Source organism: Mesorhizobium sp. AR10, from assembly GCF_024746795.1.
Lineage (GTDB): Bacteria > Pseudomonadota > Alphaproteobacteria > Rhizobiales > Rhizobiaceae > Mesorhizobium.
In genome coordinates this window covers 81,759-94,927 of record NZ_CP080523.1, presented here as the reverse complement: position 1 = coordinate 94,927, position 13,169 = coordinate 81,759, and the positions used below count along the sequence as shown (strand labels likewise).

The window sequence follows — 13,169 nt, the reverse complement described above, 5'->3', positions numbered from 1 at the left end:
GAAGACGGCACTGAAGCACCACGCCGGACAACGGCGACGTTCCCTCGGTCACCGGGCTGCTTTGCCGTCGCAGAGCTGCCCGATCTCGATAATTATTATACGGCGGGCTTCATGGTCGCTCCCTCGGGTACGACACCATCGACGGCAAAGCGCCACAGAGCGATCAGCAACTTGCGAGCGAGGGCGACCACTATGACCTTGCGGACGCGGCGGCCAGTAGAGCCGGTGCGTTCCCGGAACCAGGCGACCTGGGCAGCACCAGGCTGGTAGCGTTGCCAGAGCCAGGCCAGCTCCACCATCACCGTTCGAAGCCGCCGGTTCCCGGCCTTTCCGATCCCTTGCTCGCGTTCCACCCCACCACTGTTGTAAGGCGTCGCAGTAAGACCTGCATAAGATCCGAGCGCTTTGGCATTAGCGAAGCGACGGACGAAGGCCTCGCGGACCAATATTGTGGCACTCTGCACCCCTATACCGCGGAGACTGCACAGCTGCTGGATCATCCGACTGGCATCATCCGAAGCGGGCACCTCCGCTACCGCATCGCGGTCGTGTTCCAGCGTGGCGATCTGATCGAGAACGAGCTCCAGCCGGCTCAGTAACCGTTCGATCTTGGCGAGGGCGTGAGGTGGCATTGGGTCACCCAGACCGGTACGAAGGTCGGCCAGACGCCGCCGGCGGTTTTTCAGGAGCGGGTTGTAATCCTCGACGCCGAGCGTCGCGAGGACAGCACCGATCCGGTTGGCAAGGCTGACACGTTCGGACACGAGCTCTGTTCGTTCGCGGACAGAGCGCCGTGCATCCTCATCGGCTTCGTCAGGGATCGGTACCATGGAGCAGACGCGCGGTTCGCCGCGAAGCCACGCCAGCAGCGTACGCAGCAGTAACTCGGCGTCGATCCCGTCCGACTTTGCGCGACGCATGCGACGATCGACGGGCACGCTGGAAGGCTGGATGACATGGACCTCCACGCCTTTGGCAATCAGCCATCTGGCAAGCCAGAACCCGGACCATCCAGCTTCGTAGGTCGCAACCACCCGATCTACCGGGTGGCCGGCAGCAGCAGCACGAGCACGATAGCCATCGATTGCGGACTGAAGAGCAAGCTTATCTGGCTCAATGGCACGCTTCGCCTTGGTCTGCGGCAGGCCGGGCACCTGGGCGGCCAAAACCCAGTTTTTGTTGCTTAGTTCGATAGCCAGCACGAGCGTACGATCGTATTGGACAACTTCTGCGCCGTTGAATGATTGCGACATGATCAGGCCTCCAGAGTTTGAAATGGCGCAGTCTAATCTGCCTGCGCCGCAAATCATGGGATCTGTAGGTGCGGCCTTTTATGTGCCGCTGGCCATAATGCCATTCGCGCGGCTCAGGTCCCGATCGGAAGCTCGCACTCGAAGTGCACGGCCCAAGTGGGTTCTCCTGATCCGGCGGTATCAACCGGCTTCGTGCATTAGCTCCTGTCCGCCCTTTCCAACCTCGTCGACGTTCGCTCGCCTGTCTCGTTCTATGCGATGACCGGCTCCCTGTAGCGCTCGCCGCTTGTCATCAACGCCCAGACCATCCGGGCGGTCTTGTTTGCGAGCGCAACCGCTGCAACCTTGGCCGTTCGCCGGGTCATCAGCTGCACGAGCCATGGCCGCCTAGTCCCGTTCCGCTCGGCATAACGGATGACCGCCATCGCGCCGACCACGAGCATCTGGCGCAAGTAACGATTGCCGGCTTTGGAGATGCTGCCGAGCTTCTCCTTGCCTCCGCTTGAATTTTGCTTCGGCACGAGCCCGATCCAGGCCGAGAGGCAGCGCCCCGACTTGAAAGCGTGCGCATCGGCGATGGTCGCCACGAACGCACTCGCCAGCAACGGGCCCACGCCTGGTATCTCCATCAACCTGCGGCCAAGCTCGGTCTCTCTCGCACTCGCCCGGACCCTTCGATCATTCTCGAGTATCTGCGCCTTCACGACCATGAGCTGCGCCTCGAGCATCTGCAGGCAGAGCCGTGCGTCAGCTGGCACCCTCGGGTCGTTCTCGTCGTTGATGACAGCAAGCAGCTGCTCGATCCCGCCCCGCCCGATCGGCGCCACGATACCGAACTCCGAGAGATGCGCCCGCAACGCGTTCGATAGCTGGGTACGCTGGCGGTTGAGCATCAACCGAACCCGGTGCAACATCATCACACTCTGCTGCTCCGGCGTCTTCACCGGCACGAAGCGCATGGTCGGCCGGGTCACGGCCTCGCAGATGGCCTCAGCATCGGCCGCATCGTTCTTCTGCCGCTTCAGATATGGCTTCACATACTGTGCCGGCAGGAGCCGCACATCATGGCCACGTACAGTAAGTTCTCTCGCCCAATAATGCGAGGAACTGCAGGCCTCGATCCCGACAAGGCATCGCGGCAAGCTCTCGAAGAATGCCAGCACGCGCCCACGAGTCAGCTTCCTGCGAACGAGAACCTCGCCCGCCGCACCCACGCCGTGGACTTGAAACACTGACTTCGCAATATCCAGACCAATCGTCGTAACGTTTTCCATCTCAGCACTCCTCCAGCTCTAGCCTCGCGATTTGTAGCGCGAGGCGGAGGAGAGCCGTCCACAGCATCAGGAGCGGACTGGCAGGTTCTGGCTAACCTTGATAGCTGTCGTTTTCCACCTATCGCGGCCTCGACTGCTCAAGACCGAAGTATCGAAGAGTCATTTTGCTGCGCGACGATTTGAGAACTACTATCTTTGGGGTTTGAGCTATCGGCTCCCGCGATGGACCATCGAGGGTGTTTGCAACGCGGAAGCATTACCGAGATGACTTAGCTGGCAGACACGTTACAACCATCTCCCATGAGGATGCCAACGAAGCTTACATGGCGTGCTGACGCTGGCTGGGACGTAACGCGAGGCGAAGAATCACGCCATGTCCCCTTCGACGCAGAAGCATTTGCCGCTGCTCCTCCAATCCTCCGGCCCGGCGCCACGGACCTCTACCGCCAATTGGCGAGATCGCCGGACTATTTGGGCTGGTGGGCTGATGCATGTGGCGGCGATGCGCCAGGAGTCCGCCGATTTTTAATCCAAACTCCCGCCGAACATTGGGAGCGACCTTGGGAATCGATGGTTTGGGCTCTGGACCAGGCACGTTGGCCTGATGTGGCGATGGTCAGGCTCGTCTCTGGCCAATCAGCGGCCGTTGCGCCGCAGGAAATCGGAGCCCCGCTGCGCGTGCTCGTTATCCAGGGACAAGAAGTTGCGGCAGGCCTCCAGGGACTCGACCTCGCAGCCGAACTCGCTGCACTGACGCTTGCCCGGTCCAATCTCGATGCGGCAGCCCAAAGGCTCGTATGCCCGATTGACGCACGAGCAATCGGTTTGACCGACCTCGTCGCGACCTTGGTGGAAGTTAAACCCACCATCTTATGGCTAAGCGGCCATGCGACAGAAGACCCCGCCGGCTTCCTGCTCGCAGACGGAAATTGGCTAAACCCCTGTGCCCTTGCGGCTGCGGTCGGCGAAGCCGCCCAGACTAGTGGCAACGTTCCTTTGTATGTCGTACTCTGGGCCTGCAAAACTGGCATGAATGAGCGCTTCGCAGCGCCTCGCGCTGCCCCGCCGTTCGTTGCGGCGCTTGCGACCACTGGCGTGTCGGCGGTTCTCGCCAATCTCGGTCCACTTGCCGACGACATTGCGCCTGATTTCGCGGCAACCGTTTTCGGGACGATCGCGGCAGGCCGGCCGCTCGACCATGCGGTCGCGCGCGCGCGCGCAGAGCTGATGACGAAACAGCTGCCGGCAGCCGAGCGAGATGATTGGGCCTGCCCCGTCGTGTGGTGCGTCGATGCACCAGCCGAGGACACTACGTGGTCCGACGCTGCAGCACCGATACAACGGCAAAGTCTTGCTCGGCGCCTCCTTCCTCAAGATCTTCTGCCGTCCGATCTCGACGAAAAGGGCTTGGCACAGACTGACATCTGGGCACAATACCGCCGTATCTGGGTGGTCAATCGCTCAGCCAGCGCCTTCCAAGTCCGATCGGAATGGCTAGGCCGAGTCTTCGGCCAGCAGGCGATCGGCCATCAAATGGTGCTGGCACTCGACTTTCGCGGCGGCTCAGCGCGCAACGTCCTGCGCGATTGGGCAAACCGCCTGTTGCGTCAAACAGACGGCTTCGACGATCCTGATCGTCACTTGCGAGAACTCGCAGCAATCATCGGCCAAGATCCGGATTCCGGTTGGCACGCCCTGTGCAGTCATGAGACAGTGACCCTCGCGCTGCTCGAGCCACCCGAAAAGGACGCATGGTTTTGGGACGATCTGCGTCACGGCGCGGCCGCCGCGATCGTTCTCGCGGGAAGCTTTCCGGCGGATGCCGCCGACGACGAATGGAGAGTGGAGGAGTTGACCGTCGCCACCCGCCAAGCCGACTTCGATCCGCTTCTACATCCGCTTGCGCCGGCTCTGGCGGTGCTCGCATTCCCAGCTGCCGAGCCTGATCTCGCCGCGATCGATGCTGCGCAAGTCGAAGCCCTCAAGCAGGCTGGGTTTCTCATCCAAACTCGAGCTGGCTGCGTGATGCCGCTGTCCCGCGCCGCATCGTTCGTTGACCGGCTCGACCCAGAACAATTGATTGCGGCGCATCGCTGCGCCTTCACGATGCTGGATGGCGGGGTTGCCCGTGCAAAGATCGATGACGGGGCCAACGAAGCCCTCCTCAAGGCCCGGCTGCATCACGCGAAATCGGGCGGAGACCCCACAGCATTGTCGACCGCCGCGCAGCAACTCATGGAGCGCTATCGCCGTGAGCGTCGGGCTGGCGCGCTTCTCGATGTATTCGACCAAGCCGATTATCGCGAAATCGACGAAGGCTGGAAAATTTCGGCCGGCTGGGCGCATCTCATGATCGGTTCGCCGGCCGAAGCGAAGGACTGGCTCGATATTGCGGATGATGACCAACTCGATGCCGTCGCGCAGGCCAACAAACGCGAGCTGATCGCTGAAGTCGAAAAATCTTCCGGAGCCATGGGATCGAAGGAGCGGGCGCGGGCGCAACTCGAAGATGCGCTCGCCGTGCTCCAGCACGAACCTGAAGACATGGTCAAGCCCACGCGCCTCCGCGTCCAGCACGACCTTGCTCGGCTCACCCATTTCCTCGACGGCAACGCCGCTGCCGCAATTCCGCAATATGAGATGGTCTACGCGAGCTGGCAGACCTTACCCCATAGCCGGCTCGATCAGGCCATCACGCTGCGCAATCTCGCTGAAGCGCGCATGATGCTCGCCGATCATGGCGCTGCCGACACTGCCGCATTGTTCGATGCGGCGGCCGACAATCTATCCGTCGCTCGCGACAGCCTACCGCCCAACACCGCGCACCCGGTTGCCGCCGAGCTCGAATATGTCGCCGGACGCCTCGCAGTACGGCGCCATGACGAGGAAGCCGCCACCGGCTTCTTTCGCCAAGCGAAATCGGTCGGACTAGCAACGAACCATCTGATGCTCGTCGCCATCGCCGAAGCCCGTTTGTTTTGGCGAGACATCGACCAACAACCCGTTGCGGAATATGATTCCGGGCGATGGGCCGAACGCGCAGCGGCGCTAGCACGCTTTCAACGCCATGCTTGGACTGCGCGGGTCTTGATCGACGGGCACCTGCGCTCGGCGCACCGGCTGCTCGATGGCGGCTTGAAACGGCCCGCGATCGCTGCACTTCTTGCCGCTCACGCGCTCCTCGATGCCAACCCGGCATTCGATGCCGGATCGGATCGGGATCGGATCATGGCGGTATCGGCGGGACTGGCCGTGACCGGCAAGGACCAGACCCTATGGGAGGAACTGCCAGCGCGCTTTGAATGGGTCACGTCGTGGATGACCAATCGGAATGCCTTCGCGCCCGACAAGGCATGGGAGGCGAAGCGCTGATGGGTAGCTCGGGTTCAGGTGCGGGAGGCGGCAGCGGCGGTGGCAGCGGCGGCTATGGCGGAGGCGGAGTTGGCGGGGGCGGAGGCGGAGTTGGCGGTGCTGGCGGCGGAATGGGTTCGGTCACTCTGCGCGGCGGCGCGCTCAGTTCAATAGATCCCGGCCGAGTTGCTGCCTTCGAGGCGATCACAAAGGTCTACGGAAAGCTGCAGCGCGACTACCTTTCATTCCTCGTCAGCGATCCTGGCGTCGCCAAAGCCTATGAGGCCATGTTCCGGCTGAGCGTCATGCTCGTACAGGACAAGAGCTGGAATGCCGTGGAACGCGATTTCGGCGTCGACGGAGGCCCGGGCTGCCTTGCGCGCCTGGCCAGCGTCCTCGCGAACGACAGCGGCGACAATGCCGTAAGCCCGGCATTGCAGGCACCGCTCAAGGCGGCGATCCTCGATTTCTTGCTTCGCGTCGTCGGCGATGATCCAGCGATCCGCAATCGCGGGGACGCGGCGCAAGTCCTCGCCGCCACACGCGTGGACGTATTTGCCCGCACCTCGAACCTGTTTTTGGGATCGTTTCTCTACGAGAATCTGCGTCTGGAGGGTAAAAACCTGAACAAGGCCGCGCGCGTCCATCTCAACGATTTCGCTATGGCGCAGGCCGACGCGATCGTAGCGGCTTACGCCAACAAGTTTCGCCACAAGCCGTGGCAAGACATTCCTCAGGCAAGCTATCCGCACATGGTCAAGGTCATGGCCGGCGAACCCGATTGGACGTCAACCCGGCTCCGCGCAAAGGTAGCGCCATGAGCCAGTTCACCTGCACGGTCCATGGCGTCCGCAAGGGACTGCCGCTGCGCAAGGCCATCTTCGACTTCGGCGCCGATCCCGTATGGACATTACACGGACCATTCGGTCCGCGCGAACTGTCCGCGCGGGGCCGCGATCTCATCGACCTCGCTGGTGCCATCTACAGGATTGAATCCCAAATCCGCAGACGCCCGACAGACCCTGCGGTGCGATGGGAACTGGATATCCCGGTCCGCGATCCCGACTTCTGGACCTCGACCGGTGGACCTCTGCTCGCTTCCTGCCTCGGCTTCTTGAACCGCGCGCGCTGGATTCCGACGTTCTATGCGCGATCTGATGCCGTCGAATTCATCCACCCCGAGCCCGACGAACGGAAGGTCGATCAGATAACGCTGTTCTCGGGTGGTATGGACAGTTTGAGCGGCGCCGGCTCGCACGCAGGCGCACGCGACCCCATCCAGCTCGTGTCCTTCTATCACGGTCAGGCCAGGCTCCAGAGCGAATTGGCTGCCGAACTTGGATATCACCTGCCTACGCAATGGCGTTTAACTGGGCGGCGCGGCAGGGAAGGAATGAATCTCATTCGCTCCTTCATGTTCCTGTCTCTCGGCGCCGCGGTCGCCGAGAGCTACGGCGCGCGACGGATCGTCCAATATGAAAATGGCGTGCTAGGTACCGCGGTGCCGCAATCGGGAAATTTCATCACAACACGCCATGCCCATCCCGAAACCCACCGGCGGATCGTCAAGCTCTTTGACGCCGTGTTCGGCGGCAGCTTCACCATCCTCAACCCGTTCCTGCCGCTCACCAAACGCGAGGTTGGCGAGACTCTGGTCGCCGCCCTCGGCGCGGCGCGGGCCGAGAAGTTGTTCCGCCGGACGGAGACCTGCTGGTACCTGTTCCAGCCGAAAGTCGGCGGTCTTGTTAAGGCGAATGGTCAGCCGTGCGGCGTCTGCACACCGTGCATCGTCCGCCGCACGGCTCGGCCAATGGAAGCAGCGGCCGGAGCCTGGCCCGATTGGCCGGGCTATGCGTTCGACCTGACAGACCCGCGATATGGCGAGCATCCGGTCGTCGGTATCACATTTCGCGGTTATCTGGAGTTGATCGATATCGCGCTGAGCGCACCAAATGATACCGCGCTCATCGACGATCTCGCGCCCGAGGCGCGGGCACTGATCGACGAGGTGGACGGTCCGGATGAAGCGCTCGTGGCAGGCGTGCTGCGTCGCTTCGCCGGCGAGTTTTGCAACACCTTCGGCATCTCGCACGGCAGTAATAACGGCAACAAGCAGCGAAAGGCTCGCACGAAATGAGCGATCCCAATCTCGCGCTGAGTATCCGGCAGCCCTGGGCCGAGCTCATCCTTCAGGGTCGCAAGACAATCGAGGTGCGCACATGGGACACGGACTACCGGGGTCGCTTTTGGCTCCATACCGGGAAGTCCGCCGACCCGGACCTCGATCGCCGCATGGGCGTGTCGAATCCCCCGCGCGGCTTCTTTGTCGGTCGCGTCATGCTGGAAAGCATCTCTCCGATCGATGCCGCACGCTGGGAGCTTTGGCGGAGCAAGCATCTCGGTTCCGGACGTTACGAGCCAGGCATGCTCGCCTGGATCCTGTCGTCACCGGAGCGGCTGGCCGAGCCAGTGCCCGCACCGGGTAAGCTCAAGCTGTTTGAGATCGACGATGCCGTAGTGCGGCAGCTACGCGCACGTCTTATCGTCGGCCGCGCGACCTAGAGCACGGCCAGCACATACTCGTCGTCGACCTCGTGGATTTCGGGATCGTTGGGCGAATTTGGTGCCAACGCCTCGCGATAGACGATTTTGGGGTCACCAAAGATCCGCCGCTTGAGATAGGCCAGCTTGAACAGCGGGGTCAGCGGGCCCTCGCCGATGATCTTGATACCGACGCCGCGCGAGTCGACCACCGACGCGCCGGCATCGAGCTTCGCGACGAGCTGAGCGTTGACCGGGGCGTTCGCAGCTACCTCGAAGTCGATCCCGGCGCCTTCCTGATTCGACAGCAGGATCGTCGCGCTGTCCGCTTTGCTCACCTGGACGACGACGGCGTGGTCTGTGTCCCAATTGCCCTCAAGACGCCGTTTGTTGAGCATGTGGCCAAGCGCCTGCAGGCTGGCAATCTCGGTGATCGTGACCGACGGCGCGGCGAAGACGACGCCTTTCTCGGACGTGAACTTGATCTCGAGCAAAGCCTTGCCGTCAGCGACCTTCGCTTTCGCCTCCGCAGACAGGTGCGCGTTAAGCGATCGCGTCGACTTGATCATGATGTCATAGCCCACCGGCGACGGGCTCTCCCGCGATCCCAGCATCTCGATTTCTTCGGGATTGAGATGTCCGAAGAACTCGAACAGCGCGCCGTTGACCCGCCCGAAGTCGCCGATCTCGCGCGGGGCATTGGGCGGCCAGTTCGCGAACAAGGTCGTCTCGTTCCGGATGCTGGCCCCATATTGCTGATCGGTCGGCATGGCTCGTCTCCAAAATCAATAAGCACGGTCATATTGTCGGCACGGTCATTGATACTGGTTCGTTAACGTAACGATGGAATTTGACAACTTCGGCACCTGGATTGACCGCGTCGCTCGATTCGTCCAGCGTCACAGCAGACCGGGACGCGATAGGGTTCTGCAACGTCTTTAATCGTGCGTCAGTCTCGTTTCGGCCGCAAGTCGGATCTTGCCTCACGATCTCTCGCAAGCGGACTATCGCCAGTGTTCGGAACCAGTCTGACGAACTTGGCAGCGCGGATTAACGAAGAGCGACTTTTGGGATCAACGAGCGCAGCCGTGAATGGCTTAGATGGGGCGCGTTGCTGCACGGCCGCCTATGTCCGTTAGCGACCGGCAGGTTTATCTGCGCAAAGGGAGGAAGCTGACAATCCGAACGGCACGTTGCTGTGCGACAAGGCTGGCGCGCGATCGGTCAGATCTCGTGATGAATTTGCCGGTTCTCCAGGTTCCTCGGAATGCGACAAAGCGCGATCATTGTGATAGAGTTCGTGAAGCAGTTTGTGCTGGACGGCCTCATGCATCATTTCGCGTATGACTGTGGGCCGTATTTCGTTCGAGGGGAGCGCTCATGGAAGGGCAGGATCGCGTCTATCTGTCACTTTCGCCGCAGGTCGCGGCTTTTCTCACCGACAACGACATTGACATCGCTGAACTTCTCGCCAAGGCGAAAGTTGATGCACGGATCACCCTCGGGGAGGATCCCGCAACTGTGGGCTTAGGTCATAAGGAGCCGGCTACCATTATCCTGGCATCAGCTGCCGCCATAGCCATTGCGACACCGCTTTTGCGCGAACTCATCCGCAATATCTCGGGCAAGACGCCCGTCATTCGCGAGCGGCAGCTAGTTCAAGTAAAGGATGCTGAGGACAAGTCAGCCTTCGACGCTAACGGTAACCCGATCATGGAATGGCGCGAGACCGAGCGGAGCAATGTCGGCGCCGACAAGGTCGTCGTGAAGGGCTTCGGCATCGAGATTTCTTTCGAGTCCAACTAATGGCGCGTTACGCGGTCACTTTCGCGTCAAACGGTCCTGCAACCGCCGGCTCCTTGCGCTACGCGGAAAGCGATGCCGAAAGGTTTTCGGCAGCTCTGGAGAGTGAGCGCTGCAACTTTTCGGTGAGGCGGCTCGGCAAGGGCTGTACGCGCAACGGCATTGAGGATGCGATCGACGAGGTCGCACAAAATTGCACCGACGCTGACACCTTTGTCGTCTATTTTTCCGGACATGGGTTCATCGATCGCGCAGCATTGTTGCTCATGCTCGACGAGACATCAGCGGAAAAGCCCCTGACCTCGGCCATGCATGTTGACTCGATCGTCCGGTCGATGCGGTTCTGCAAGGCGCGCCACAAGCTTCTGATCCTAGATTGCTGCCATGCCGGCATGGTATTCGCCGACAGCCGGTTCAAGGACCAGGTCGAGGTTGACATGAAGGCGATGGTAAGCCGAGAAGATGCCGAAGCAGCGTCCTTCGTGGCCTTACTGGCGAGCGACCGGCTAGAAAAGGCTCGCGAGTTCGACGAGCTCGGTGGCAGCTTTTTGAGCGCCACAATATGCGACGCCCTTGAGAGCGATACGATGGCCGGTGACGTCGACGGCGACGGCGCGATCGACCTCCGGGACCTGCAGGAGTGGCTGACTTTTCAGGCGCGCGAGCGCAATCGCGACGTCGAGGACGCTGTACCGGTCCCCTTCATCTATGGCCGCGAGCGTGGTCGTTTGTACATTACGCGCGATCCGACGGACTGGCCGAGAGTTGAAGTTACGGGTGCGAATGGGCATAAATTCGTCCCGGTTCGCCTCCTAGAGGAAGGCGGCCATCAAATCTGGCTGATCGGAACGACTCCCGTGACCAACGGCCAATATCGCGAGTTCGTCAAAGGCACCCGCCATCATCAGCCTCGCGGGAGGTCATTTAACAATGACGGTCCCGATTATTGGATCGAAGGCTTCAAACCCTGGCGTCATCCGGATTTCTCCGCACCCGAGAAACCTGTCGTTTGTGTCAGTCTGCAGGATGCGATGGAATATGCGTCATGGTTGAGCCGGAAGAACGGACCCCGCCTACACATAACAGTCGCGCCCCCCGACATTTGGGACATGGCCGCATTTGGCCATCCCTATCCGTCGTTCGACAAGCGCCTTTGGCTCCGGGAAGATATCCACCATAAGGCAAAAGCGCCATCGGCCGTCGATGATCCGTCGAGGCAGCCAAACCGTTATGGGGCAAGGGACCTGTTCGGCAATGTGTGGGAATGGACCAGTGCCGACTTTACGGGGGGCGATATCGCGCTCGGTGTCGATGCCGCTCCGAACTGGCGTGAGCGAAATCAGGAATTGCGCGGCGGTGGATTTCTTGACGATCTCGGCGTTATTCGCCCGGTCCTTGCGGTAGGCGTGCTCGAAGAAAGCTCATACACTCGGCACTACGATCTAGGTTTCCGGCTCGCTGCCCTGATCGATCTCGACGCCATGCCGACCGAGATTCGAGCCCGCGCGTCGTCCGCACTTCGGAGGTCGCCGCGTCGATCGCTGGAGGGCTACGGCATTCCGGCAACGGCCTAAAGATTGGTCGGAGACACCACCCGATCACTCGGGTTTGAATTCTAGGTCGGCAAAGCCCCGTCCCTGACTACCTGGTTGGACCAGAGATGCCCAGACGAACGTTCGCTTGCAGGATTTTAGCAGAAACGGTCGAACGACCTGCATTGGGCGCAAAACGATCATTGAGACAGCGACATCTGTTGGTTTGGAGTAGCCTTTGTTCGGACAATGATCGAAATCTGTGATTGGGGCTTGGTGAGGGAGCTGTGACTCGTGACATGCGTGTCGCGCTGCCGCTGTCCTTCCCGGGAAGGACGTCGCCTTGTGATGGGCAATGGCAGTGGCGACTTCAATGTCCGCGATAGCCCGCGCCGCATAGCCATGCGGCACGTTGTGCTGTTGCTCCCGCTATGGAGCGGACCAATCGCGCAACATGACAAGCAAGGAGAGGATCTTCTGATAGCTGTGATCGCGGATGATTTCGCCTGAATAACCGGCCTCCCGCAACTCTGCGTCCCGTTCATTCATTTCGAAAGGTTGAAGTCTCGGATCGAAACTAATTGAAGTGAATAAGGCATTGGGATCGATCTTCATGGGCCGAACTTTCGGCGATGGTTCATCTTGGCGCCAAGACCGGCCGATCAGAAGTAGACGCATTTCCTGCTCATGACCGAAGTAGTCCCGCTTCCACAGGAGTGCCTCCGCGCGCCCCTGCACGGTACAGAAGAACTTGGGGCCGTGCTCGCCGTTGCACACGTTCACGATACGCTGCCAGATTTGCTGGTCATTCAGATACTCGACCCTGCCCGCCACGACATGGCCGTCCGCGCCGACTGCGTGCCATCCTTCAGCAGCAGCCAGCAGACGCCGGATCGTGGTTGTCACGGTCACGCCCTCATTCGCCCGATCCGTGTTGCGTCGGGTTTGCGGGTCCAACTTCACGCGGGAGTACGCCCTCAGTAAGGTATCGGAACCGGGGTTCAGCGACCAGCATTGTGCCCAGGCGGGAGCCAGATAGGTCGCCAGAGATCGCTGGCACTTGCCCGGGATGTGTTGAGTTCCGTCCAGCATGCAAAGCGCGGCCGGATCTTCTCGTGGATCATCCCACAGCTGCGGCGCGACCAACGCCATTTCTCTCGACCTGACCACGTCGAGCAGCCGCTGCAACGGAAATATCCGTCGAATAGACGTATCGAGATCAGCGATGCGCACGATAAATCGGCTAGGATTATCGCTGATTGGGATGAGCTCCATTTTCTTCTCGCTAGCCATCACAATGCCTTCACAACCCAGGTCGATTTCGCACCAATTCCGCGCTACACGGTGCCCGCGCCTTGTAGCATCCCCCTGCCCGTCGGTTGTTCGACTATATGGTCGCGTGTACCGACTTGCAT

Annotated in this window: 10 protein-coding genes; 6 read left to right on the top strand and 4 right to left on the bottom strand. The window is 61.0% G+C overall.

The genetic code is table 11. From position 1 onward, the window contains the following. Positions 1–95: 95 nt before the first annotated feature. Complete coding sequence (locus LHFGNBLO_RS00445) at positions 96–1,253, bottom strand: IS110 family transposase (RefSeq protein WP_258599840.1); 1,158 nt, start codon at positions 1,251–1,253, stop codon at positions 96–98. A 251-nt stretch (positions 1,254–1,504) separates the two neighbouring features. Then, positions 1,505–2,527, bottom strand: a complete 1,023-nt coding sequence (locus tag LHFGNBLO_RS00440) for an IS110 family transposase (RefSeq protein WP_258600212.1) — start codon at positions 2,525–2,527, stop codon at positions 1,505–1,507. A 300-nt stretch (positions 2,528–2,827) separates the two neighbouring features. Between LHFGNBLO_RS00440 and LHFGNBLO_RS00435 the strand changes: the two genes are divergently transcribed. From LHFGNBLO_RS00435 to LHFGNBLO_RS00420, 4 genes are all read left to right on the top strand, one after another. Next, the gene (locus LHFGNBLO_RS00435) at positions 2,828–5,899 is read left to right on the top strand and encodes a CHAT domain-containing protein (protein WP_319944160.1); all 3,072 of its coding nucleotides are present in this window, start codon (positions 2,828–2,830) and stop codon (positions 5,897–5,899) included. Between the two features lie 110 nt (positions 5,900–6,009). Then, positions 6,010–6,699, top strand: coding sequence for a hypothetical protein (locus tag LHFGNBLO_RS00430; RefSeq protein WP_258600210.1), 690 nt, complete (start codon positions 6,010–6,012; stop codon positions 6,697–6,699). After that, on the top strand, positions 6,696–8,015 hold the full coding sequence (locus LHFGNBLO_RS00425; protein ID WP_258600208.1) for a hypothetical protein: 1,320 nt from the start codon (positions 6,696–6,698) through the stop codon (positions 8,013–8,015). Before LHFGNBLO_RS00430 ends, LHFGNBLO_RS00425 begins: the two co-directional genes overlap by 4 nt. After that, positions 8,012–8,440, top strand: a complete 429-nt coding sequence (locus tag LHFGNBLO_RS00420; RefSeq protein WP_258600207.1) for an ASCH domain-containing protein — start codon at positions 8,012–8,014, stop codon at positions 8,438–8,440. The genes LHFGNBLO_RS00425 and LHFGNBLO_RS00420 overlap by 4 nt, the downstream gene beginning before the upstream one ends. Here LHFGNBLO_RS00420 and LHFGNBLO_RS00415 read toward each other — a convergent pair. Beyond that, positions 8,437–9,189, bottom strand: coding sequence for a hypothetical protein (locus LHFGNBLO_RS00415; RefSeq protein ID WP_258600206.1), 753 nt, complete (start codon positions 9,187–9,189; stop codon positions 8,437–8,439). The genes LHFGNBLO_RS00420 and LHFGNBLO_RS00415 overlap by 4 nt on opposite strands. Positions 9,190–9,799: 610 nt before the next feature. Between LHFGNBLO_RS00415 and LHFGNBLO_RS00410 the strand changes: the two genes are divergently transcribed. Beyond that, positions 9,800–10,225 (top strand): hypothetical protein, encoded by a 426-nt coding sequence (locus LHFGNBLO_RS00410; RefSeq protein WP_258600205.1) that lies wholly within the window; start codon positions 9,800–9,802, stop codon positions 10,223–10,225. Continuing rightward, entirely contained in the window at positions 10,225–11,796 is a 1,572-nt protein-coding gene (locus tag LHFGNBLO_RS00405) for an SUMF1/EgtB/PvdO family nonheme iron enzyme (RefSeq protein ID WP_258600204.1), read from the top strand. The genes LHFGNBLO_RS00410 and LHFGNBLO_RS00405 overlap by 1 nt, the downstream gene beginning before the upstream one ends. A gap of 387 nt (positions 11,797–12,183) precedes the next feature. Here LHFGNBLO_RS00405 and LHFGNBLO_RS00400 read toward each other — a convergent pair whose 3' ends face one another. Next, positions 12,184–13,047 carry a copper resistance protein CopC gene (locus LHFGNBLO_RS00400; RefSeq protein WP_258600200.1) on the bottom strand — a complete coding sequence of 288 codons (864 nt, stop codon included), beginning with the start codon at positions 13,045–13,047 and terminating at the stop codon, positions 12,184–12,186. Between the last annotated feature and the right edge of the window lie 122 nt (positions 13,048–13,169).

What these genes read in the sequence shown, in the direction of transcription:
- LHFGNBLO_RS00445 (WP_258599840.1), bottom strand. Translation starts at nt 1,253, where the DNA reads ATGTCGCAATCATTCAACGGCGCAGAAGTTGTCCAATACGATCGTACG.
- LHFGNBLO_RS00415 (WP_258600206.1), bottom strand. Translation starts at nt 9,189, where the DNA reads ATGCCGACCGATCAGCAATATGGGGCCAGCATCCGGAACGAGACGACC.
- LHFGNBLO_RS00425 (WP_258600208.1), top strand. Translation starts at nt 6,696, where the DNA reads ATGAGCCAGTTCACCTGCACGGTCCATGGCGTCCGCAAGGGACTGCCG.
- LHFGNBLO_RS00430 (WP_258600210.1), top strand. Translation starts at nt 6,010, where the DNA reads ATGGGTTCGGTCACTCTGCGCGGCGGCGCGCTCAGTTCAATAGATCCC.
- LHFGNBLO_RS00410 (WP_258600205.1), top strand. Translation starts at nt 9,800, where the DNA reads ATGGAAGGGCAGGATCGCGTCTATCTGTCACTTTCGCCGCAGGTCGCG.
- LHFGNBLO_RS00405 (WP_258600204.1), top strand. Translation starts at nt 10,225, where the DNA reads ATGGCGCGTTACGCGGTCACTTTCGCGTCAAACGGTCCTGCAACCGCC.
- LHFGNBLO_RS00435 (WP_319944160.1), top strand. Translation starts at nt 2,828, where the DNA reads ATGAGGATGCCAACGAAGCTTACATGGCGTGCTGACGCTGGCTGGGAC.
- LHFGNBLO_RS00420 (WP_258600207.1), top strand. Translation starts at nt 8,012, where the DNA reads ATGAGCGATCCCAATCTCGCGCTGAGTATCCGGCAGCCCTGGGCCGAG.
- LHFGNBLO_RS00440 (WP_258600212.1), bottom strand. Translation starts at nt 2,527, where the DNA reads ATGGAAAACGTTACGACGATTGGTCTGGATATTGCGAAGTCAGTGTTT.
- LHFGNBLO_RS00400 (WP_258600200.1), bottom strand. Translation starts at nt 13,047, where the DNA reads ATGGCTAGCGAGAAGAAAATGGAGCTCATCCCAATCAGCGATAATCCT.